Origin of the sequence: Chitinophaga pendula (assembly GCF_020386615.1) — a bacterium.
GTDB lineage: Bacteria > Bacteroidota > Bacteroidia > Chitinophagales > Chitinophagaceae > Chitinophaga > Chitinophaga pendula.
In genome coordinates this window covers 5,073,989-5,096,723 of record NZ_CP077769.1, presented here as the reverse complement: position 1 = coordinate 5,096,723, position 22,735 = coordinate 5,073,989, and the positions used below count along the sequence as shown (strand labels likewise).

General features: G+C 44.2%; 22 protein-coding genes. 14 read left to right on the top strand and 8 right to left on the bottom strand.

Annotated features, from left to right (window positions below):
• Nucleotides 1-97: 97 nt before the first annotated feature.
• Nucleotides 98-502 carry a DUF1573 domain-containing protein gene (locus KTO58_RS18530; protein WP_095837946.1) on the bottom strand — a complete coding sequence of 135 codons (405 nt, stop codon included), beginning with the start codon at nucleotides 500-502 and terminating at the stop codon, nucleotides 98-100.
• 200 nt (nucleotides 503-702) lie between these two features.
• Here KTO58_RS18530 and KTO58_RS18525 point away from each other — a divergent pair, with 200 nt between their 5' ends.
• The 3 genes from KTO58_RS18525 (at nucleotide 703) to KTO58_RS18515 (ending at nucleotide 5,147) form a co-directional block, all read left to right on the top strand.
• Entirely contained in the window at nucleotides 703-3,102 is a 2,400-nt protein-coding gene (locus KTO58_RS18525) for an alpha-ketoacid dehydrogenase subunit alpha/beta (RefSeq protein WP_095837947.1), read from the top strand.
• A 301-nt stretch (nucleotides 3,103-3,403) separates the two neighbouring features.
• The gene (locus KTO58_RS18520; RefSeq protein WP_095837948.1) at nucleotides 3,404-4,411 is read left to right on the top strand and encodes a FecR family protein; all 1,008 of its coding nucleotides are present in this window, start codon (nucleotides 3,404-3,406) and stop codon (nucleotides 4,409-4,411) included.
• A gap of 61 nt (nucleotides 4,412-4,472) precedes the next feature.
• Nucleotides 4,473-5,147 carry a beta-helix domain-containing protein gene (locus KTO58_RS18515; protein ID WP_157752863.1) on the top strand — a complete coding sequence of 225 codons (675 nt, stop codon included), beginning with the start codon at nucleotides 4,473-4,475 and terminating at the stop codon, nucleotides 5,145-5,147.
• 324 nt (nucleotides 5,148-5,471) lie between these two features.
• Here KTO58_RS18515 and KTO58_RS18510 read toward each other — a convergent pair whose 3' ends face one another.
• A complete protein-coding gene (locus tag KTO58_RS18510) occupies nucleotides 5,472-6,002 on the bottom strand; it encodes an RNA polymerase sigma-70 factor (RefSeq protein ID WP_225859818.1) in 531 nt (176 codons plus the stop codon).
• A 250-nt stretch (nucleotides 6,003-6,252) separates the two neighbouring features.
• Between KTO58_RS18510 and KTO58_RS18505 the strand changes: the two genes are divergently transcribed.
• The 3 genes from KTO58_RS18505 (at nucleotide 6,253) to KTO58_RS18495 (ending at nucleotide 9,471) form a co-directional block, all read left to right on the top strand.
• Nucleotides 6,253-7,383 carry an AI-2E family transporter gene (locus KTO58_RS18505; protein ID WP_095837952.1) on the top strand — a complete coding sequence of 377 codons (1,131 nt, stop codon included), beginning with the start codon at nucleotides 6,253-6,255 and terminating at the stop codon, nucleotides 7,381-7,383.
• A gap of 78 nt (nucleotides 7,384-7,461) precedes the next feature.
• Complete coding sequence (locus KTO58_RS18500) at nucleotides 7,462-8,421, top strand: D-2-hydroxyacid dehydrogenase (RefSeq protein WP_095837953.1); 960 nt, start codon at nucleotides 7,462-7,464, stop codon at nucleotides 8,419-8,421.
• Between the two features lie 330 nt (nucleotides 8,422-8,751).
• The gene (locus KTO58_RS18495) at nucleotides 8,752-9,471 is read left to right on the top strand and encodes a response regulator transcription factor (protein WP_095837954.1); all 720 of its coding nucleotides are present in this window, start codon (nucleotides 8,752-8,754) and stop codon (nucleotides 9,469-9,471) included.
• Between the two features lie 109 nt (nucleotides 9,472-9,580).
• Here KTO58_RS18495 and KTO58_RS18490 read toward each other — a convergent pair whose 3' ends face one another.
• Both KTO58_RS18490 and KTO58_RS18485 read right to left on the bottom strand, forming a co-directional pair.
• Complete coding sequence (locus KTO58_RS18490) at nucleotides 9,581-10,291, bottom strand: YebC/PmpR family DNA-binding transcriptional regulator (RefSeq protein WP_095837955.1); 711 nt, start codon at nucleotides 10,289-10,291, stop codon at nucleotides 9,581-9,583.
• 201 nt (nucleotides 10,292-10,492) lie between these two features.
• On the bottom strand, nucleotides 10,493-11,950 hold the full coding sequence (locus tag KTO58_RS18485) for an amino acid permease (RefSeq protein WP_095837956.1): 1,458 nt from the start codon (nucleotides 11,948-11,950) through the stop codon (nucleotides 10,493-10,495).
• A 196-nt stretch (nucleotides 11,951-12,146) separates the two neighbouring features.
• Here KTO58_RS18485 and KTO58_RS18480 point away from each other — a divergent pair, with 196 nt between their 5' ends.
• From KTO58_RS18480 to KTO58_RS18470, 3 genes are all read left to right on the top strand, one after another.
• Entirely contained in the window at nucleotides 12,147-13,406 is a 1,260-nt protein-coding gene (locus KTO58_RS18480) for a dicarboxylate/amino acid:cation symporter (protein WP_095837957.1), read from the top strand.
• Nucleotides 13,407-13,518: 112 nt separating this feature from the next.
• Nucleotides 13,519-14,199, top strand: a complete 681-nt coding sequence (locus KTO58_RS18475; RefSeq protein WP_095837958.1) for a DedA family protein — start codon at nucleotides 13,519-13,521, stop codon at nucleotides 14,197-14,199.
• A 43-nt stretch (nucleotides 14,200-14,242) separates the two neighbouring features.
• Nucleotides 14,243-15,484, top strand: coding sequence for an MFS transporter (locus tag KTO58_RS18470; RefSeq protein WP_095837959.1), 1,242 nt, complete (start codon nucleotides 14,243-14,245; stop codon nucleotides 15,482-15,484).
• A gap of 2 nt (nucleotides 15,485-15,486) precedes the next feature.
• On the opposite strand, the gene KTO58_RS18465 is transcribed toward KTO58_RS18470, so the two are convergent.
• Nucleotides 15,487-15,948, bottom strand: a complete 462-nt coding sequence (locus KTO58_RS18465) for a MarR family winged helix-turn-helix transcriptional regulator (RefSeq protein WP_095837960.1) — start codon at nucleotides 15,946-15,948, stop codon at nucleotides 15,487-15,489.
• A 282-nt stretch (nucleotides 15,949-16,230) separates the two neighbouring features.
• Nucleotides 16,231-16,800 carry a YceI family protein gene (locus tag KTO58_RS18460; RefSeq protein ID WP_095837961.1) on the bottom strand — a complete coding sequence of 190 codons (570 nt, stop codon included), beginning with the start codon at nucleotides 16,798-16,800 and terminating at the stop codon, nucleotides 16,231-16,233.
• A gap of 372 nt (nucleotides 16,801-17,172) precedes the next feature.
• Between KTO58_RS18460 and KTO58_RS18455 the strand changes: the two genes are divergently transcribed.
• The 3 genes from KTO58_RS18455 (at nucleotide 17,173) to KTO58_RS18445 (ending at nucleotide 19,604) form a co-directional block, all read left to right on the top strand.
• The gene (locus KTO58_RS18455; protein WP_095837962.1) at nucleotides 17,173-18,009 is read left to right on the top strand and encodes a sporulation delaying protein family toxin; all 837 of its coding nucleotides are present in this window, start codon (nucleotides 17,173-17,175) and stop codon (nucleotides 18,007-18,009) included.
• A 97-nt stretch (nucleotides 18,010-18,106) separates the two neighbouring features.
• Nucleotides 18,107-18,655, top strand: a complete 549-nt coding sequence (locus KTO58_RS18450; protein ID WP_095837963.1) for an SdpA family antimicrobial peptide system protein — start codon at nucleotides 18,107-18,109, stop codon at nucleotides 18,653-18,655.
• Nucleotides 18,636-19,604, top strand: coding sequence for a sporulation-delaying protein SdpB family protein (locus KTO58_RS18445; RefSeq protein ID WP_095837964.1), 969 nt, complete (start codon nucleotides 18,636-18,638; stop codon nucleotides 19,602-19,604). The genes KTO58_RS18450 and KTO58_RS18445 overlap by 20 nt, the downstream gene beginning before the upstream one ends.
• An 80-nt stretch (nucleotides 19,605-19,684) precedes the next feature.
• On the opposite strand, the gene mdh is transcribed toward KTO58_RS18445, so the two are convergent.
• A complete protein-coding gene (gene mdh, locus KTO58_RS18440) occupies nucleotides 19,685-20,623 on the bottom strand; it encodes a malate dehydrogenase (RefSeq protein WP_095837965.1) in 939 nt (312 codons plus the stop codon).
• Nucleotides 20,624-20,836: 213 nt separating this feature from the next.
• Nucleotides 20,837-21,361 (bottom strand): peroxiredoxin family protein, encoded by a 525-nt coding sequence (locus KTO58_RS18435; RefSeq protein WP_095837966.1) that lies wholly within the window; start codon nucleotides 21,359-21,361, stop codon nucleotides 20,837-20,839.
• A 237-nt stretch (nucleotides 21,362-21,598) separates the two neighbouring features.
• Between KTO58_RS18435 and efp the strand changes: the two genes are divergently transcribed.
• Both efp and accB read left to right on the top strand, forming a co-directional pair.
• Complete coding sequence (efp, locus tag KTO58_RS18430; protein ID WP_095837967.1) at nucleotides 21,599-22,165, top strand: elongation factor P; 567 nt, start codon at nucleotides 21,599-21,601, stop codon at nucleotides 22,163-22,165.
• A 54-nt stretch (nucleotides 22,166-22,219) separates the two neighbouring features.
• The gene (accB, locus tag KTO58_RS18425; protein ID WP_095837968.1) at nucleotides 22,220-22,696 is read left to right on the top strand and encodes an acetyl-CoA carboxylase biotin carboxyl carrier protein; all 477 of its coding nucleotides are present in this window, start codon (nucleotides 22,220-22,222) and stop codon (nucleotides 22,694-22,696) included.
• Nucleotides 22,697-22,735: the final 39 nt, after the last annotated feature.

Below are 22,735 nucleotides of genomic sequence, written 5' to 3'. Positions count from 1 at the left end.
AGCCTCCGCAATAATAAATTGCAGAGGCTGAATAAGTTTGATATACTGTCTAACCTGCGATCCTATATGGCAGACAGAACATTAAAAAACAGGTAACTTAGTTTTCAACAGTTCCTGTGAGGTGTAATTCTTTGTCCTGATCTACACCCTTGAACTTAACCCAGATGGTCTTGTTCTGCTGACCTAATCCATTTGCACTGTATGTAGCAGTTACTTTACCGGTTTTTCCAGGCAGTATGGGTTGTTTCGTCCAGTCAGGAGTAGTACAGCCACAGCTAGCTCTTGCTGCTTCGATCAGCACCGGCTCCTTGGATGTATTGGTGAACTCAAAATTTACCGTTACAGGTTTGTTCAGGTTAGTTTTGCCAAAATCGATAGACTCCTTCTTGAATTTCACTTTCACATCCAATGGATGAGCATTGCCAGCTCCGTTCTGAGACTGCGCCCATAATGCTGTAGTTAACAGCATACATGCAAATAGGGATAGAATAAACTTTTTCATCGCGTATATTTTGGTTTTAAACGATTGGTTAAAAAATACCTTTCCGTATTCCTCAATGACAAATTTACAGCCAAAAAAGATTTCACATCATACAATTTATTAAAAACTTATTAAAAAAAATCAAATTAAGTGAAGAGCGGTATTGATGCAGGTGTCGTAACTGTATAATTAACCTTACTTTTGTACTTTAACCATCAGGCATGATAGATAATAACGAACTGACTATGAACATGGGTAGCCGGCTGTCATTTGATGAATTCCGCAAAGAAGTCCTGGATGACTATAAGCTGGCCTGTGAAAGCAGGGAAGTAAGCTTACTGGCACGTAAAGAAGTGCTTACAGGCAAAGCTAAGTTTGGCATATTCGGCGATGGGAAGGAAGTAGCGCAGATCGCAATGGCCAAATACTTCAAACCAGGAGATTTCCGCTCCGGGTATTACCGCGATCAGACATTCGTGTTTGCTACGGGAATAGCCACCGCCGAACAGTTCTTCTCCCAGTTATATGCAGATCCCGATCTGGCCAACGAGCCGTTTTCCGGTGGCAGACAGATGAATTCTCATTTCGCCACGCCTAACCTCGATGCAGATGGTCAATGGAGAGACCTTACAAAAATAAAAAATACCGCCACCGATATGGCGCCGACTGCAGCGCAAATGCCGCGTGCACTTGGTCTCGCTTTCGCTTCCAAATTATTCCGCGATGTGGAAGCATTAAAACCATTCACACATCTCTCCAACAATGGTAACGAAGTGTGCTTTGCTACTATCGGTGACGCCTCTACTTCAGAGGGACATTTCTGGGAAACCATGAATGCAGCCGGCGTACTGCAGGTGCCAATGGTCGTTTTCGTTTGGGACGATGGCTATGGCATATCTGTACCGCGTAAGTACCAAACCACCAAAGGAAGTATCAGCGCTGCACTGGAAGGATTCCGTAAAGATGAACATTCCAACGGCTTAGAGATCTATAATGTGAAAGGATGGGACTATGCAGGTCTGTGCGAAACCTTCGAAGCTGGTATACGTAAAGCCCGGGAAACACATGTTCCGGTCTTATTCCACGTCGAAGAGCTGACACAACCACAGGGCCACTCAACCAGCGGATCTCACGAACGGTATAAAACCCGTGAACGCCTCACCTGGGAAAAAGAATTCGACTGCAATACCAAGATGAGACAATGGATCGTCGAAAATGCACTGGCAGACGAAACTACCTTGGTAGAAATTGAAAACAATGCCCGTATAAGCGCCCAGCAAGCCAGGAAAAGTGCGTGGGAAAAATATATATCCCCCATACGGGGTTATGTAGCAACATTTCAGGCGCATGCTAATGCAGTAGCTGCTGACCCGCAGGCCGACACCGCATTGGTAAATAATGTGATAGAGACATTGCAGGCAATCCGCGAGCCGTTGAGAAGAGATATCCTGAAAGCCGCCGCGACCATCGTGTTCCGGCACAAAAAAATATCTTCACCGGCATTGGATGCAATGAAAGGTTTCTATGAACAGATGTTGAACACCCAAAAAGAGACCTACAACACTTTGCTTCATGCTGAAGGTGCTAACTCCGTACTAAATGTACCGGTGATCGATCCGATATATGAAGAAGAAGCACCCGTCATCAATGGGTATGAAGTACTCAACAAATACTTCGATCAGCTGATCACTAACAATCCTAAAGTGTTCGCCTTTGGCGAAGACGTAGGTAAAATAGGAGACGTAAACCAGGGCTTTGCCGGCCTCCAGCAGAAGCATGGCAAGCAGCGTATATTCGATACCGGTATCCGTGAACTTACCATTATGGGACAAGGTATTGGTATGGCATTACGTGGTCTTCGCCCGATCGCCGAAATACAATACCTGGATTATCTGCTCTACGGCCTGCAGCCGCTCAGCGATGATGTAGCCAGCCTCCAGTACAGGACCAAAGGCATTCAACACTGCCCTATCATCGTTCGTACCCGTGGTCACCGGCTGGAAGGTATATGGCACTCAGGATCACCTATGGGCATGACGATACATGCGCTCCGTGGTATGAATGTCTGCGTACCTCGCAATATGGTGCAGGCGGCCGGTATGTACAATACCTTGCTGCATGCTAATGAACCTGCACTGGTAATAGAATCACTCAATGGATACCGGTTAAAAGAAAAATTACCCCATAACCTGGGTGAGTTTACGGTACCACTGGGTGTACCTGAAATAGTACGGGAGGGTACCGATGTCACCCTGGTATCTTATGGCTCTACACTGCGTGTCGTCGAAGAGGCCATGACGACATTGGAAGAAATGGGCATCTCCTGTGAATTGATCGATGTCCAGACATTACTGCCTTTCGATATTCACCATAGTATCGTTAGCTCGCTAAAGAAGACCAATCGCATCCTTTTCGTAGATGAAGACGTTCCGGGTGGTGGTACCGCTTATATGTTCCAGCAGGTGATAGAACTGCAAGGCGGATATCGCTGGCTCGATGTAGCGCCTCGCACACTCAGTGCACAGGCACACAGACCCGCATATGGCTCCGATGGCGATTATTTCTCCAAACCAAATGTGGAAGACGTGATCAGGGAGGTATTAGCAATGATGGAAGAATAGATGCGCAACAAATGATAAAAAGAAAAACGCAAGGTTGTACAGCCTTGCGTTTTTTCTTGGATGCTATTGTAGGTTTAGCAGTATAATAGTGTTATACCACAAATATGGAAAAATAAATCTATAACAGGGGATACCCCGGATTATCTTACTATTATTTCCTGTTTAGGGCTTTAATATTTTATACTATAACGGAGTTATTACGCATATATCGGGAATTTTAGCGGGATAGCTAATATTAAGAAATTGTAAACAGTAATTCTAACATTGGTATTAGCAGGACTGGCCAGCGTACTCTGTATGTATGGCGCCTGCACGAAGTGACCATATAGCAGATGACATGAAAATGGACCAGCAATTATTAGATAAATACTTCAAAGGCAATTGCACCGCACAGGAAGTAGAGCAGGTAGAAGCTTACCTCTCTGGTCACGAGTTGCAGGAAGTGGATGCCTACTTTCAGCAGGCCTGGTCCGCAGTGGAGGCCGAAACCGTTACCGGAATAAATACCGAAAGAACAACAAGGATCACCGGGCTGCGTCGCTACTGGTATGCAGCCGCAGCCGCCGTACTGGCTCTTATTAGTATCCTGGGATGGTGGTGGCAGGGTAAACGTGGCCCGCACCCCGCCGGTATCGAAATGGCTGCAAAGTATGATACGATCTATAACAAAGGAAATGAAGTACGCGTGCTGCAATTACCCGACGGCTCCCGTATCTGGCTGAATGCAAACGCTGCCATCGCTTATACCTATGCATATAACCAGACCAATCGTGACCTCTGGTTAAACGGAGAAGCCTATTTCGAAGTGACTAAAGACGACGCCCGCCCATTCCGGGTACATACGGGCGACCTGGTAACAAAAGCCCTGGGAACAGCTTTTAATATCGCTACAACTAACAAAGTGGATGGCACCATCGATGTAAGCCTGCTGGAAGGTAAAGTACTCGTAAGCCTTAAGGAAAATAACAATGGAAACAGCTATATACTGCAACCTGGTCAGCAGATCAGCTATAACAGGAACAATGTACTCCCAGCACCTGTTTCGTTTAATAAAGAGGTCGTATTAGACTGGAGGCACCGCAAAATTATATTTGAGAAAAGCAGGCTGGTCGATGTCTTTGCAAAATTACAAAGTCGCTATAACTGTAAAATTGATGTGACAGGCAGCAAACTGATGGACAAACAAATATCTGGTGTATTCGAGGCAGGTACCCCGCTTCCCGAAGTACTGTCCTCACTGGCTTATGTGCACAGATTCAGTTTTAAACAACTATCAGATAGTGCATTCACTGTGCATCAAGGAAACTGATAATCAATACTAAATAACCATTTAAGTGCTCCAGCGTATACTACATACAATACGTTACTATTTGGGCGCACTGCATTTGACCACTACTATCCTCCTGATAACGCTTTCTTCTTGTGAGAAAGAGACGACGCATAAATGGTTGGATAGGTCTATGATGCAGGTAGTGCCCGGAAAGGACACTTTACACAATATCATCTCTGAAAATACTTTGCTGACCAACGAACATATTTGGTATATAGATGGGTGGGTGTACGTAGCGAATGAAACAACGCTTACCATTGAACCTGGTACCACCATCCGCTTGTTACCCCGGCCAACATCAGCAAACGAATATGCAACAGGATTGGTCATCACCAGGGGAGCCCGTATCAACGCCGCTGGCACCCCATACAGCCCCGTGAAATTTGTGGTAGCCCCAACCGGAAAAGAAAACAAACTGGGATGGTCTGGTATCATTCTGCTCGGAAGTTCTCCTGATATCTCGGGACCACTACCTGCATCTCAGTCACCCACAGGTATATCACTCGCATATGGTGGCAACCTGATGAAAGACAGTTCCGGCGTCCTCAAACATGTTCGTATAACCCTACCAGATAGCCTGACACGAAAGAAAAGTAACAAGCTGCCTGCAGGTGTATACATGTTAGGGACCGGTAGTAAAACAAAGTTGGAATATGTAGTGGTGGAACAGGCGGGAAAACAACAAAAAGTGGCCGGAACGCTGCCGCTGCCCTAAAAACACATAACGCAATATGTTACCGACAAGTAATTGAGAAAACCCTGTTTGTAACTTTAAATAAAGATAACTAACGTTTTTTTTTGATCAGTTCTTATTCTCCAAAAGAGTCAAATGTGTTGTATCTACAAGACATGTATTTGTTTGTTAACCCCATTTTTTAACATCCCATTCCTGCAGTATCAGGATGGACGAATGATGATGCCCGCATTTATTAGGATGGGTAATAGCCGAAAACAGTTTTAGCCCCTGTAGGGGCCGATAGCAGCGATGGAAATATGATAACAGGATTATAACAGAATTAGGAAGATGTCAATAGGTGGATTATTTGGATTCCATATCGTAATGGGTCAGGATTTCACGACGTATATATTGTAACGCAAGATTAAGATGGTTTCGTACAGTAGCCGGTGATAGCGAAAGCTGAGCGGCAATTTCCTTATGACTCTGCCCATGTTCGCGACTGAGCTGATATACCTGCTTTCGCTGTTCTGGCATTTTCTCAATCAATTTTTTCAACTGTTGCTCAAATTCCTTTCTCATCAGGGAATGGTCGTCTTCATAGGCTTCAGTAACAGGCTGCTGAGAAGAAAGCTGTGCCAGATGTTGCTTTTCCCGGTAAAGCCTACGGGTTTCGTCTATCACAATATGTTTGACATATACAAAAAGCAGGGGAAATACATCTTGACCTTCCTGTACCTTATGCATATTCTCCCAAAGCTTGATGAAGCATTGCTGGGTGATCTCCTGAGCCCTTGAGGTATCTCCTACCAGCTTACAAGCAAACCTGAATATCTTATCCCGGTTAGCTTCAAAAAGCTGTTGAAAAAGGGCCATGGAAGGGGTGTCATGCATAAATGATTCATTAATAATTCCAAGACTAAATGTAGTTAGCCCATGTTACTTGAATGTTAAGCACATAAAGAAAAAAGCCCATGGCGCGGCCTTTTAGCAGAAGATAAAACATACCTACCGGTAAGGTTTGTTGGCATAATTTTTATTTCATTAATAATCAACAAATTGTCAATAACAGTGTTAAAAGAAAAGACCGCAGAATTTCCTAACGACAGCTGTATGACACAGCTTTGTTGATAACTTTTGATATATGAAACAACCATTGCCACTCACCGTAAAGAGATCAGTAGAATTACTGGGCCTCTGCTTGCTGATCCTGCTGTTTTACCTGGGAAAGGACATCATTATGCCACTCCTGATGGCATTTTTTGTTAGCCTGCTATTACTGCCTCTGTTTCGGCTGTTACAACGCTTGAAAGTACCCGAAGTACTGGCTATCGTGTTTTCCATCTTTACTGCAGCTTTATTGGTCCTGGCAGTACTGGGATTTTTCTCCTTCCAGATAGCTACACTTGTAAAAGATTTTCCCCAAATAGAGCGGAATGTCAACTTGCATTGGCAGACCCTTAGCGGATGGATCAATGAAAAGCTCCACTTCTCGGCAGAGGAACAGCTAAAAATGTTGCAGGAACAAGGTACGAAACTACTCAATAACGCCGGTAGCTATATGAGCGGTGCCGCCGTATCCTTAACCGGCGTGTTCGTCTTTTTGGGATTACTGCCCATTTATGTATTCCTGCTATTGTTCTACAAAAATCTATTACTTCGGTTTATCTTTCTCTGGTTTAGTAAAGATCATCATACACAGGTGGAATCTGCCTTGCGGGAGACAGAGGTGATCATCAAAAGTTATCTAATGGGGTTGTTGATCCAGATTACTTATATGACCGTGCTGGTAGGTGGGATACTGATGATAATAGGGATCAAACATGCATTGCTGATCGGTGTTATTTTCGCTATTCTCAACCTGATCCCGTATGTCGGGGCTTTGGTGGGTAATATTATCGGTGTGATACTGACGCTCACCTCTTCCCAGGAACTCTGGCATGTCGTTGCCGTTCTGTTAGTGATCGCAGTAGTACAATTCCTTGATAACAATATTCTTATGCCCAGGATTGTGGGTTCAAAAGTGAAGATCAATGCCTTGGTGAGCATCGTAGGTGTAGTGATTGGAGGAACAATAGGCGGAGTCGCTGGCATGTTCCTATCCTTACCATTGATCGCTATTCTGAAGATTATTTTCGATCGTACCGTAGAATTCCGCCATTGGGGAGTGTTACTGGGAGATGAACGACCTAAGTTGAGCCCTATGACACACCCCGCCCTGCGATTAAGAAATCGTCATATTCGCCGGAAAGATGATGAGGACGAAGAAGGGTAGACGGGATTTTGCCGTTGGAGCTATAGTAACCTAAGCATAGATTACTTAGTTTTAATGGCAGGAATAGTATGATAGCAAATGAAAAAGATTGTTGTATTGGATGGGTATACACTTAATCCGGGAGACCTGGATTGGCAATACCTGCATCAATTGGGAAAAGTTGAAATATATGACAGAACACCGCCGGAATTGGTCGCCGCACGTGCTGCCGGCGCAGAGATAGTTCTGACAAATAAGTCCTTACTTAGTGCTGCAACGATCGCTTTCTTACCTGCGCTCAGGTATATCGGTGTGATGGCGACCGGCTATAATGTAGTGGACATCGCGGCAGCAAAAAAGGCTGGTATTATAGTGACCAATGTACCCGCGTACGGAACTGCCACAGTGGCGCAGTTCACTTTTGCCTTGATACTGGAACTATGTCATCATGTGGGGATCCATGACCAGAGCGTCAAGGCGGGTGACTGGAGCAGACAACCAGATTTCAGCTATTGGAAAACGCCCATGATGGAATTAGCCGGCAAGGTGCTGGGTATCGTCGGCCTGGGAAAAATTGGGCAGGCAGTAGCTGCCATCGCACAGGTCTTTGGAATGAAAGTGATTGCTCATCACCGTCACCCGGAAAGAGATGCGCTGGAAGGAATAACATTCGCAAGCCTGGACGACTGTTTCCGGCAATCCGATTTTATCAGCCTGCATTGCCCCCTCAAAGCGGATAATTACGAGTTCGTGAATAAAGGATTGCTGCAGATCATGAAGCCAACGGCTTACCTCATCAATACCAGTCGCGGGCCTCTTATCCGGGAACAGGATCTGGCAGATGCGCTGAATGAGGGCATAATTGCCGGTGCTGCACTGGATGTATTATCCATAGAACCACCACAGGCAGGCCATCCGTTGTTAAGCGCTAAAAACTGTCTTCTGACCCCACATATCGCCTGGGCGACCCGGGAAGCCAGGCAACGGTTGCTAAATACCGTCGTAGACAATCTAGATAGTTTTATTGCCGGTCAAGTCAAAAACCAGATTACCATGTAAGGTCCTTTGCTGACGGGCTTTTTTTCGACATACTATATGAATTGAGCAAAAAATGCTAAATTCAGTCTAAATACCTTGAATTGACTGTTAGCAGCCCTATTTGAAACAGCAATTATAAAATAAATCCATGTCTTACCAACTGTTTAACTGGTAGTTAGATTTATATTTATATTATTGTTAACTTTATGAATGAACAACATGAATATGCTAGGTGGAAACTGATCAAAATAATTCTTTTAGAAAGTGACACCAGGCGTTAAATTGAGGTTGTTTTAGTGGCCCCTTGAATTGTGCGTTTTACCTATCATTCTCTTTAAACTAACCATTGCTATGAAAGCTGGCATCCTTCTGGTGGAAGACGATCATTTTATGGCCAAACTCGTCAAAAGGCACCTCGAAAAGGCAGGACATTTGGTAACCCACTGTACGGATGGCCGTGAAGCGTCGGGACTATTTAACAGGCAGGCTTTCGACCTTTGTTTACTCGACGTGATCATGCCCGGCAAAGATGGATTCACATTAGCACAGGAAATCAGAAGTAAAGATGAACATATCCCTATTATTTTTACCACCTCCCGTTATCTCGAACAAGACAGGATCAATGGTTTTGAAGTCGGTGGCGACGACTACGTAGTAAAGCCTTTTAACATGCTGGAGCTGGAGTGCCGGATGGATGTATTCCTGAGAAGGACCCGCTTATCAAAAGGCAGCAAACAACTGAAATACAGTATAGGCAAACTGGCCTTTTACTATACAGACCTTCGCATTATTCACGAAGAAACACATAAGACGATCAACCTTCCTCCAAGGGAAGCTGACCTGCTGAAATACCTGTGTGAGAACTCCCATCGTCAGTTGCAACGCGATGAGATACTCCAGGAGGTATGGGGCAACGATGACTTTTTCGCAGGCAGAAGTATGGACGTATACCTGACCCGCCTGCGTAAACACTTCAAACTGGATCCCGATCTCAAATTGGAAACCTTTCATGGCAAAGGCCTTAAACTGAGTTGGAAAGGCGCCATTTGTGAAAACATACGCGTATCATAAACGCCTTCAGCATAATAAACTTCTACTTGCCATAAATAAAAAGATCGTAAGCATGAATAGCCATCGCTAGCATACTTACGATCTTTTTTATTAAAAGGGGAGGTGATTCCTATTTCAGGTTGTGGAACACCTGCTGTACGTCGTCATCCTGCTCCAGGCGGTCGATCAGCTCCAACACCTCTTTCGCCTGTTCGTCATTCAATTCCACTGTCGTAGAAGGAATTCTTTTCAACTCGGCACTGATGACTGCAATGTTTTTGTCTTCCAATGCTTTGGACATATTGCCGAATTCGTTGAATGCCGCACGGATAATGATGTTACCTTCACTATCTTCTCCGATTTCTTCCAATCCGAAATCTATCAGCTCCAATTCCAGCTCATCCAGGTCCTGGCCGTCATTTTTTATCTTGAACTCTCCAACACGGTTGAATAGGAACCCTACAGAGCCACTGTTGCCGAGGCTGCCACCTTCGCGGTTAAAGTGCATACGGATATTAGCCACTGTACGGGTAGTATTGTCAGTAGCAGTATCTACCATAACAGCTACTCCATGGGCAGCATAGCCCTCATATACTACTTCTTCATAGTCCGTCTTGTCTTTACCCATGGCACGTTTGATAGCAGCATCTACGCGATCCTTAGGCATGTTCACACCTTTGGCATTTTGTATGCAACGACGGAGGCTGGGGTTGTTATCAACATCAGGACCTCCCTGCTTCACGGCAATAGCTATTTCCTTCCCGATCCTGGAAAATTGTTTGGCCATCTTGTCCCAACGGGCGAACATAGTGGCCTTTCGTACTTCAAATATTCTTCCCATAACTATGGTAAGTAATTAATAATTAATGATTAACAATTGAGCAGTAAACCACTGGCACGCTAGCAGGAAGGTTCCGGCCTGCAAACCAGCTATTTAAGCCAAGCAAAAATATAGACTTTGCGCCAAAATATAGTCGGCTTAAATGAAAACCGTTCCGGAAGTAACTCCCGGAACGGTCAGTATAAATAGCAGAAGCTACTATTATTGTCCTTGCTGGTTGCTGATGCGGCTGTTCTTTTTACCATAGGTAAAGTAGATCAGCAGGCCCAGTCCTAACCAGATAGCCAACCTGGCCCAGCTTTCGATAGGCAGGGAATACATCAGGTACACGCAGACAATGATACCCATGATAGGTACGAAGGGTACCAGTGGCGTCTTGAACGCGCGGGGAAGTTCCGGCATCCTTTTGCGCATGATCATTACACCTACACAAACCAGCACAAAAGCGAACAGCGTACCGATACTCACCATGTGACCCAGGTCGCTTACGGGCACAAGGCCAGAAAACAGTGATACAAATACCATGAAAAAGGCGTTGGTCTTCCAGGGAGTTCTGAACTTGGGATGTACCTCGCTGAAGAACTTAGGCAACAGACCATCCTTACTCATAGAGTAGAATACCCGGCTCTGACCCAGCAACATCACCAGGATCACCGAGGTATAACCAGCCAGGATCGCAACGATCAGACCTGTTTGTAAGAAGTCATAACCCGTTTGTGCAAAAGCAGTAGCAGCAGGTTTCGCATCGCCGGCGAATAATTTATAATTCAGCAAGCCGGTCATCACGTGTGCAAAAAGTACATATAATACCGTACAGATTACCAGTGATCCAAGGATACCCATGGGCATACCTTTTTGTGGATTCTTTGCTTCCTGGGCAGCCGTTGACACGGCGTCAAAACCAACGAATGCAAAAAATACGACTGCCGCACCCGTAGCAATACCCGTCCAGCCAAAATGCTCATATTTACCGGTATTAGCAGGAATATAAGGCTCATAGTTGGCAGGATCTATATGGCTCCAACCTAAAATGATGAATAATAGTACAACTGACACTTTTAATATTACCAGGAAATTATTCATACCTGCAGACTCCTTGGTACCCTTTATTAGCAGGAGAGAGAGCAGGATCACAATAATAACGGCTGGCAGATTGAACAATCCTCCGCTAACAATCGTACCATCGCTCATCTTTAAGGTTTCCCAGGGAGAAACCACCAGCTGATGGGGAAGATGAATACCAAACTTATGTAGGAACTCCAGCAGGTATCTGGACCAGCTTACAGCAACAGTTGCTGCACCTAACGCATATTCCAGCACGAGGTCCCATCCGATGATCCAGGCAATAAATTCACCCATAGTAGCATAGGAATAAGTATAAGCACTTCCAGCAACAGGTATCATGGAAGCAAACTCAGCGTAACATAAACCCGCAAAGGCACATCCGAAAGCAGCCAGCATAAATGATATGGTTACAGCAGGTCCGGCATTTTCAGCAGCAGCAATACCGGTAAGGGAAAAAAGCCCCGCACCGATGATAGCCCCTATTCCTAAGGCTATCAATGCGCCAGAGCCTAATGTTCTTTTTAATCCTTTTTCTGAATCAGATGCCTCAGAAAGCAAAAGTGACATTGGTTTCTTAGCAAAAAGCTTGCTCATACGATAGAAGTATTGTGGTTGATGTTTAAGAAGGTTTAGCTTGTTGTTTTTTACAGATCGCCAAATATAATATCTAAAATCAAATACACCTTTTTTATTTTATGGGCTGGCAGCGCTTTTTTACGCTAGTAACCTTATTTTTGGGGAATTTTTAAAAAAGGCACAAGCGAGCTAAAAATCAATTAAATAAGACTGCATGAAGAAATCAAACCTGCTTACCTTGTTCATCTTTGGAGCTATGGTGCTTGGTATATTGACAGGATATATCGTGAACAATGTCTACCAAAACGAAGCAGCCAGTATAAAGAAATTTGCAGATAACATATCCATCCTTACCGATATCTTCCTGCGCTTAGTCAAAATGATTATTGCCCCGCTGGTATTTTCCACCCTGGTAGTAGGGGTGGCCAAATTAGGCGATATCAAAGCAGTGGGTCGAATCGGAGGTAAAACAATGCTCTGGTTCATCACTGCCACATTTGTTTCCCTGTTCCTTGGCCTGGTGCTGGTAAATGTCATGCAACCGGGGCATGCCCTGAACCTGCCCCTGCCGGATACCCACGCCGCCAGCGGCGTGTCAAAGACCGATATGACCTTGCAGAACTTTTTTCGGCATGTATTCCCTGATAGTGTCATTAATGCTATGGCACACAATGAGATACTGCAGATCGTGGTATTTTCCCTGTTCTTTGGTGTAGCAACAGCTGCTATCGGAGATATGGGTAAACCAGTGATCAAAGTAATGGATAGTATCGCGCATATCATGCTGAAAGTAACCGGGTATGTGATGAATTTTGCGCCATTTGCCGTTTTCGGTGCTATATCCGCGGTGATCGCACAAAAAGGATTGGGAATATTACTGACGTATGGTAAGTTCATCGGTCAGTTCTATATCGGACTAGCCCTGCTCTGGGCGGTACTGACGACAGCAGGCTTCCTGATACTGGGGAAAGTGGTATTCAGCCTGTTAGGACGTCTTAAAGCTCCCCTGATCCTGGCATTTAGCACCGCCACCAGTGAAGCAGCTTATCCCCGGACCATGGAAGAACTGGAAAAATTTGGCTGCGACAGCAAAATTGTAAGTTTTGTACTGCCGCTGGGTTACTCCTTTAACCTGGATGGTTCTATGATGTATATGACCTTTGCCAGCTTGTTCATCGCACAGGCTTATGGTATGCACCTGGGACTGGAACAACAGATCTCTATGCTGCTGGTACTCATGATCACCAGTAAGGGGATCGCAGGCGTACCCCGTGCCTCCCTGGTGGTGATCGCCGGCACCTTGTCTATGTTCAATATCCCGGAAGCAGGTCTTCTGTTGTTGCTGGGAGTAGACCATGTACTGGATATGGGCCGTTCTGCTACTAACGTGATCGGTAACGCTATGGCAACCGCTGTAGTCTCCAAATGGGAGAATTCTCTGCAGGAGCCACTTCCCGAAGTAAAGAAAGTATAACAAATCAATAACACTTAAATGATTAATTTGCCGGCCCGGGTAGCTATGCCCCCGTTTAGGGTGTTGCATACCTCCTGGCCGGCAATTGTTTAGGAATCAGATAAAAAAAAGCATGGATCAGATTATCGAACTATTTAAACATCTTATTAACCCTCAATGGATCATTGACCACGGGGGCCTTTACCTATTATTGTTGATCGTATTTGCGGAGACTGGGCTGTTTATCGGTTTCTTTCTTCCGGGAGACTCCTTGCTCTTTATAGCTGGTATCTATAGTGAGATGCTGAGCGATAGTTTTTTCCAGATGCCCCTGTTCGTTATCATGTCATTGATCGCTTTAGCCGGTATCCTGGGTAATATGGTAGGCTTCTGGTTTGGTCGTAAATCCGGCCCGACCCTGTTCAATAGAAAAGATACTTTCCTGTTTAAGAAAAAACACCTGTATCAGGCAAAGGAATTCTATGAGAAATATGGTGGCGGTGCTATCTTCTTCGCCCGCTTTCTTCCTATCATACGCACATTTGCACCTATTATAGCAGGTATTGTTGGCATGGAACGTAAGAAGTTCATGCTGTATAATATAGTAGGATCTATCTCCTGGGTGTTTTCCATGATGCTCGCCGGGCATTACCTGGATAAGATCTTCCCGAACCTGAAAAATCACCTCGAACTGATTATCATAGTCATCGTATTAATTACTACATTGCCGGTGATCATCAAGCTGGTATTTGGTAAGACTAAGCATCCTTCGCATCACGCCAACGGTGCTGCTCCTACAGATACTCCGCTATAAGGCCTCACCGTCTTATCAGTCATTACTTTATCAACCAAAATCTATGCAATCCGGGTCCGGCAAACGTTCCGTTTCTGTCATCAATGCTGCCGTTATAGTAGCCTCATTAGGATATTTCGTCGACATCTACGACCTGTTGCTATTTACTATAGTGCGGGTACCCAGTCTTCGTGAACTAGGCGTGCCCCAGGATGAGATAGACAACGGTATCGGCTTACTGCTGATCAGTGTGCAGATGGCAGGACTCCTGGCCGGAGGTATTTTCTGGGGTGTCCTGGGAGATAAACGCGGACGCTTGAGCGTATTGTTTGGTTCCATCTTATTATATTCTCTCGCCAATATTGCCAATGGTTTTGTACATAGTACCAATGCCTATCTGGTCTGGCGCTTTGTAGCCGGATTAGGGTTGGCGGGGGAATTAGGAGCCGGTATAACATTGGTGGCCGAATTGCTGCCAAAGGAAAAACGGGGCTATGGTACGATGATAGTAGCTACCGTAGGGGTATCCGGTGCTATTGCGGCCAACCTGATCGCCAAACTGGTGCAGGATTGGCGGATCTGCTATTTCATCGGCGGTGGCTTGGGTTTGTTACTGCTGTTCCTGCGAATCAGCGTGATAGAATCCGGTATGTTTCATACCGTCAAACAAAGCACGGTTGCAAGAGGCAGCTTCTTTGCCTTGTTTAATAAAAAAGAACGATTCATCAGATATGTGAAGTGCCTTTTCCTCGGGGCACCCACCTGGTACGTAGTAGGGATACTCGTTGCCTTCTCCAACAAATTTGCCGCAGAACTCAAAGTGAACGGAAGTATCAATCCCGGAGACGCAATAGCTTTCTGTTATGCAGGACTGACATTGGGCGACCTGACTTCAGGGCTGATCAGTCAGTTATGGAAAAGCCGCCGTAAGGTAATGTTGCTGTTCCTGCTGATGAGCGTAGTATTCGTCTTTGTCTATTTCCAGCTATCTGGTGCCGAAACCTGGTTGTTTTATACCGTATGTTTTGCATTAGGTTTTGGGGCAGGCTTCTGGGCCATCTTTGTAACGATTGCTGCAGAAAGTTTTGGGACGAATCTAAGAGCGACAGTGGCAATCACTGTCCCTAACTTCGCAAGAGGTATGCTACCGCTGATATCTATGCTATTCGTTGCTTTGCAGTCACATTTTAGCTATCTGGCTAGTGGGGCTATTGTCGGGGCTATCACCTTATTGATCGGTTTAGTCGCAGCTTGGAAGATAGAAGAAACATTTGGTAAAGATCTGGATTATGTAGAAACTATCTGAGCTTAATAGCTATCCAACATCTTGTCCAACAGCTTGTTGAGTTGTATCACTTCCTTTTCGGTCAACGATTGTTTCATGTAATCTTCTAACTGGCCAATCTCTCCATCTATCTCTTTAAGTAATAGAAGTCCTTTCGGGGTTATTTTAACGTCTACCGCACGACGGTCTGCTTCACAACTTTTCCGTTCTATCAGTTCCGCTTTTCGTAACCGCTCCACCAGCCGGGACACATCACTCATTTTATCCAACATCCGTTCCTTTAATGTATTGATACTCGCCGCTTTGGGGTGCTGACCACGCAGAATACGTAATATGTTGAACTGCTGCATGGTGATATCAAACCTTTTGAAAAACTGCTGATGCCGGGATACCACCCAGTTACCGACGAATATCAGGCTGATCAGCCCCTTATTATATTCGCTGCTAAACGTTTTCTGTGCTATCAATTTTTCAATGTTAGACATAGTAAAGCTTAATAATAAAATAACTCCTTAAAAAAGATGGTGAAGATAGGAAAAGACCTGATACAATGAACAAATGGAAGTTATTCACTTTTAAATTGTTAGCTGTAACAACTACACTTAACTAATATAAATTTACAAATTTTAAGCCTAATTATGGGGGAGTAGGGGCTAATTAATATCATATTCGTAAAGAGTACTGGATCGGGATAAAACAAAAATGCAGCAAAGTACATGACCTTGCTGCATACATATGTGTTGTAAAAACTGGTTGCCTTATTGCAATTACGCTTTGGCTTGTACAAACTCCAGGTTCAGTACGATCTCTACATCAGCACCAACTGCTGGTCTGCCACCGGAAACGTTGAATTGAGTACGGTCGATAGTAGTAGTAGCTTTGAAACCGGCGCGGTTGTTACCCCATGGATCTTTAATGCTGCTACCACCGGTAACTTTGAATTTTACTTTCTTGGTTACGTCGCGGATAGTCAGGTTACCTTCCAGTGCATACTCTTTACCATTCACTTTTTTGAAGGAAGTGCTTTTGAAGGTCATCTTAGGATATTTGTCGGTAGCAAAGAAATCATCCCCTTTCAGGTGTTTATCACGACCTTCGCTATCAGTGTCAACGCTATTCACATCTACAGAAAAATTGATCTGAGCATCAGTGAAATCTGGTTTAGTGGCTACGAAATCGCCTTCAAAAGTCTTGAATTTACCCTCTACTTCGGAAATTGCCAGGTGAGATACGGTAAATTTTACGGAAGCATGTGAGTTATCCAGTTTCCAGTTATTGCTTTGTGCAAAAAGAGATATGGGCGCCAGGGCCAGCAAGCTAAAAAGTAATTTCTTCATAGTGATGTGTATTTAGTGTTGCAAAGCTATGGGAAAACATAATATGTTGCAACATATAAGGCAAGATTTTTCTGAATCATAACATCTGGTACCCTGATAATGGTTTATTAGGATAGATAAAATACTGAGTTCCAGGTATTGGTCCCTGGGATAGGATGAAATAATTTAGCGCTATCTTCCTATGCCGCCCACTAGAAGGAGTTAAAAAAAGCATACGTCAGACTATACTGTCGTTAACCATCATTCCTCATTATGTTATTGTATCGAACCCATATGCCCCGCCCAGGCATACTGCCGTCCTATGGCTTTGACCCAAAAAAAGGAACTGTTGCCCACAGATAAAAACGCATCAAATAACCAAATCCAAAAAGCATGGAAAAAGTTTTTAACCGCAAACACGCTATCCTCACCAGTACATTGGTAGTCATTTTATCAGCAATGATAATAGTAGGGTGCCAGAAAGAAACAACCCAGCAACCCGTTGCAGAAAGGGATACCTATAGTGCTGCCGCATTATTTAGAGGCATAATAATGGCCAGTGGAGAAGTGGCTGATCACATCCCTGCTTACAAAGAGCTGAAGGCATTGAATGGTATGGCCAAAGGGGTTACACAGCGGGAAAGAACCGCTGCTGAAGACATTTTGATAGCCCGCATAGAACAATTATCTCCAGGCTACCTGGAAGTATTTAAGAAGGAAGTACTAAGTAAAGATCCTGTAAGAGTGGAAGCAGCTTTACTGGAGGCTGGCAATTTGCTGACTAAAGCGATATGGCTCCAACAGTCTACTACGGGGGTGGATCAAAAAAAGATCGAAAGATTAATCTCCAGCGTCAGAAATCAGAAGCAGCAAGTATTTGATCAATACATCGCTGATATAAGAGATGGCAAACTAAACCGGGAACAAATGATCGCACAAGGTAAACAGCTGTTTGGCGAAGAGATCAGTGTATTATTTGCTGGTACGGAAGCCAATGCCAAGATCGATCCGCAGTATCAGCAGACATGTGGATTTATCAATGTAGCAATAGTTGCCAATTTTGCTCTGGCTGTAAATGCAGCGGCAGCTGTAAATCTGGCCATATACAGCTATGCTGCGGTAACAGAAAACGTTATGATGTTCCGGGAATCCGATCCTATGGACCATAGCAATAATAGTAGATTGAAATCAGAACAATTTGTACAATCCCTCATCACTCATCTTCCCTAGTGAGTAATGATTGTTGACTATAGCCGGCCTGTGCCGGGCAGCAGTAGGGTATAGGCCGGCTATTGGTCCGTATTGATTAATCCGCAAATCATCGATCATGCACTATACACGTTTAAGAATTATACTACTGGTATTGATCACCGGTATTACATTGATGGTGTATTGTATTGCGCTGGCAGCATTACCTCACAGTCCGATTAGTTTTGGCAGGATATCCCGTATTAACACGATCTCATTGGTACCGGAAGGATGGGCATTCTTTACCCGGGACGCCCGGGAAGACATGATCATTGTATATAAAAAAAACAGCGCTGGTATATGGGAGCAGGTCAATGTACCTGGCGCAAGTGCCAGGTACCTGTTTGGGTTGGATCGTAAAGGAAGGGCAATAGGAGTAGAGTTAGCTATGTTACAGGCTGCCATTACTGACAGTATATGGCAGGCTAGTCGGGAGCCGCTTACAGCACACTTTCAGCACGATACTTTGCCGGTACAATTGCTGAAGAATAATGCGGCCCAACCGCTTTGTCTGGGCGATATTATCGTACAGGTGACGCCGCCTGTTCCCTGGGCATGGGCGAGGAACAACAAAAAAGTCATAATGCCTTATAAAATTGCACGACTATATGTGGAAACTGATCACTGATAGTTTGGATACGATGATCCATCGATTAACGGCCGAGAATATATTCACTAATTATCTGGGGTTGGCGAGGTCTATTCTTGCGTTAAGCCTCTTACTGACATTATTGTTCAATCATCCGGATACATTGTTCCGTCCCGGTGGTGTGGCACCGGAAAAAATACATTATCTGGCGTTACACCGGTTCAATTTTTTCTACTTATTACCTTATGAATATATCCATGTATTGACCGGTGTGGCAATGATAATACTACTACTGGTAATAGCAGGCTGGAATATAGGTATAATGGCTGTATTACAGTTTTGGGTAGCTGTCAGCTATTGTAATGTGGCGGTAATGATCGAAGGAGGAGATCAGGTGATTTCCAATATCAGCCTGCTGCTGATCCCAATTTGTCTGTGCGATCCGAGAAAGAACCATTGGTACGCGATCAATTATGAAACACTATCAGCAAGGTTTGCTGCTGAAAGGAAATTAATAGCCAACTGTTTTCACAAGCTGATCAGGATACAGGTGGCTGTAATCTATTTTCATGCAGCAGCGGGTAAGATGCCGGTGGAGCAATGGGCGGATGGGACTGCTGTTTACTATTGGTTTAATAATCCCACATTCGGCATGTGCGAATGGATGCGTACCATACTGATGCCGTTGTTGGTTAATCCATTTACAGTGGTGTTGATCACGTGGGGGGTGATCGGTTTTGAATGGTTACTTTTTATGGGGATGAGCATGCACAAAAGATACCGTGTATACCTGCTGATAGCGGCGTTGCTGTTTCATTTTGGAATAATAGCGATACACGGTCTTTTCTCTTTTTTCCTAGCAATGGCAGGCGCACTTTTACTTTACCTGGCGCCGGTATACAGGAATTTCAGTTATACAGGTATCAGGCTGCGCGGGCGCAAAAAACGATTACCAAATATATCGGACACCCTTTTTACTACCGGATAGATATGCAGGGTATCAAAAAGCGGATCGCCCTGGAGAGATAATCTTCCAGGGCGATCCGCTTAAATAAGAAGAGTTTTATATCAGGCAACAACTTTCATGTTGTCCAGTACATCCATTACTTCTTTTACGTGTTTGGCAGAAGTGGTAAGCAGTTCTTTTTCGCTCTCATTGAGTTGTAACTCGATGATCTTTTCAATACCATTTTTACCCAGTACTACGGGTACGCCCAGATAGATGTCTTTAAGGCCGTATTCGCCGGTTAGCCATGCGCAGCAGGGGAAGATGCGTTTTTCATCTTTCAGGATGGCTTCTACCATTTGTGCGGCGGCAGCTCCCGGAGCATACCAGGCAGAAGTACCCAGCAGGTTTACGATTTCACCGCCACCTACTTTAGTACGTTGGATAATGGCCTCTAGCTTATCACCGGCTACCAGTTCTGTTACCGGGATACCGCTCACCGTTGTATAACGGGGCAATGGTACCATTGTATCGCCGTGACCACCCATCAGGATAGCCTGGATATCTTTGGGCGAGCATCCGATTTCGTCTGCGAGGAAAGCACGATAACGGGCTGTATCGAGGATACCAGCCATACCAAATACCTTATTGCTATCTTTTTTGGCAGTGAGGAACGCGCAGTATGTCATTACATCCAGCGGGTTACTAACTACAATGATGATAGCATTCGGAGAATGTTTAGTGATATTTTCGGTTACTGACTTTACAATATTGGCATTAGTAGAGATCAGGTCATCGCGGCTCATTCCTGGTTTACGTGGAAGTCCGGAAGTAATTACGACAACATCACTGTTGGCAGTTTTCGTATAGTCGTTGGTAACGCCTGTTACCTTGGTACTATAATAGTCAATAGGTGCTTGTTGCCAGGTATCCAGGGCCTTACCTTCAGCAGTTCCTTCTTTGATATCCAATAATACAACTTCCTGTAGAAAATCTCTATGAGCAAGCACATTAGCGCAGGTTGCACCAACATTACCCGCACCTACAACAGTAACTTTCATTTTAACTTAATAATTTAGAAGTGAAGAATATTTGGTATAGACAAATGTAACGATTCGGGTTTAGATTCTTGCCGTTGTTTTAGTAATATCAAAAGAAGTATTAGCAATTTATCATTTGAATTTGTACATTTACGCCCACAATCCGCCAGATGCCCTGAATGGGAGCGGAAAGGCGCCAGCATTAAATTAACCCTTTAGACATTTATCCTAAGTTTAACCCTGTTTGATGGCCTCCAGCATCTGATCTAACTTAACAGTACCTTCATAATTTTTAATAAGCTGCTGCTTCTTGTTGTATATGAAAATACCTGGAAAGTATTTCATGTCATAGAAGTACATGATCTGCCTGGTCGGTTCACTGGCCATGATAATATTTGAATAGTCTTTGATCTTGTATTGGTTATAGTACTCCTTCATCTGTTCTGCCTGGAAAGGAGTAATCATCAGTATCTGGGTTTTCTTGAACTTATCAATATTTTTTAACAGATCTTCGGTCAGGTGTTTACAATGGTCACAGTCTACACTAAAAACGAAGACGATGGTGGGCACGTTCTTTTTGAGATCGTTTTTGGTGATAACCGTACCATCAGGTAATGTAAGTGGGAAAGCAGGTATTATCGGATATTGTTTAAATGGAGCAGTGGTATTATTGTTGACAACGCGATGGCTGCGACCGCTGGATTGTGCCATCAGGAATATCGGGCTAAAGCAGAAACATAATAATAAAAGGTAACGCATGATGCCAATCTGTTTTGTGGTGAAAGCTAAAATTAAACTACTTTCCTGGCACAATTAGTACCGCTATAGTAGAAATTTGACAGACTTTTAGTCTTTTTTGTTCAAAAATAGTCTAAAACCGAGCCAAATTGCCTATGTTTGGTGCTTTTCCGTAAAGGAAATGTTTGTTCATATGCGAAAATTTTTACTTTTGCATCCTAACGTAATTTTTAACTTTAATTAAACAGTAACCTTTTTATGGCTACCACTGCAGATATCAGAACAGGATTGATCATTAAGCTGGATAACGGCTTATATTCTGTTGTAGAGTTTGGTCAGAACAAAACTGCTCGTGCCGCAGCAAAAGTTTGGGCTAAACTCAAGGGAGTTGATAGCAACCGTTCTATTGAGCATACCTGGAACTCCGGAGATACCATCTATCCTGTGCGTATAGAGAAGAGAGCTTTTCAATATCTGTACCAAGACGATACAGGTTACAACTTTATGGACAATGAGACCTTCGAACAGATTGCAATGGCAGAGAGCATGGTAGATGCCCCTCAGTTCCTGAAAGAAGGACAGGAAGTAGCCGTGCAGTTCAATACAGAAACAGAGCAACCCATGTCTGTTGAACTTCCCGATAAGATCGTTGTAAAAGTAACGTATTCAGAACCTGGTGTAAAAGGTGATACAGCTACACGTACTTTGAAACCTGCTACCGTTGAAACCGGCGCTACTGTAATGGTACCCCTGTTCGTGGATGAAGGTGAGCTGATCCGTGTGAACACCAAAACTGGTGAATACATTGAAAGAGTAAAAGAATAATTACCACCCTCCATATCGAACCCGTACAACATTTCTAAACAAAAAACTGTCTACATGGACTTTAAACAGATTCAGGAACTGGTAAAGATGGTAAACAAATCCAATATCAGCGAACTGAGCATAGAACAAGACACGTTTAAAATAACAATAAAGCAAAAAGATAATGAGGTACAACAGGTGTTCACTGTACCTGCAGTTGCTCCCGTGCAGGCTGCAGCAGTACAGGTAGCTCCTGTGGCAGCAGCACCGGCGGCAACTACCGCAGCAGCTCCTGCAGCTCCGAAAGCAGACAACCTGGTAACAGTAAAGTCTCCTATGATCGGTACCTTCTACCGCAGCCCTGGCCCGGACAAACCTGCATTTGTAAATGTAGGAGATGAAATCGCTCCAGGTAAAGTGGTATGCATTATTGAAGCCATGAAGCTTTTCAATGAGATCGAAAGTGAGGTGAGCGGTAAGATAGTAAAGGTACTGGTTGATGATGCTTCTCCTGTAGAGTATGATCAGCCTTTATTCCTGGTAGAACCTTAACCAGTGATAAGTCATAAGTCGTAAGTTATAAGTGAGGGT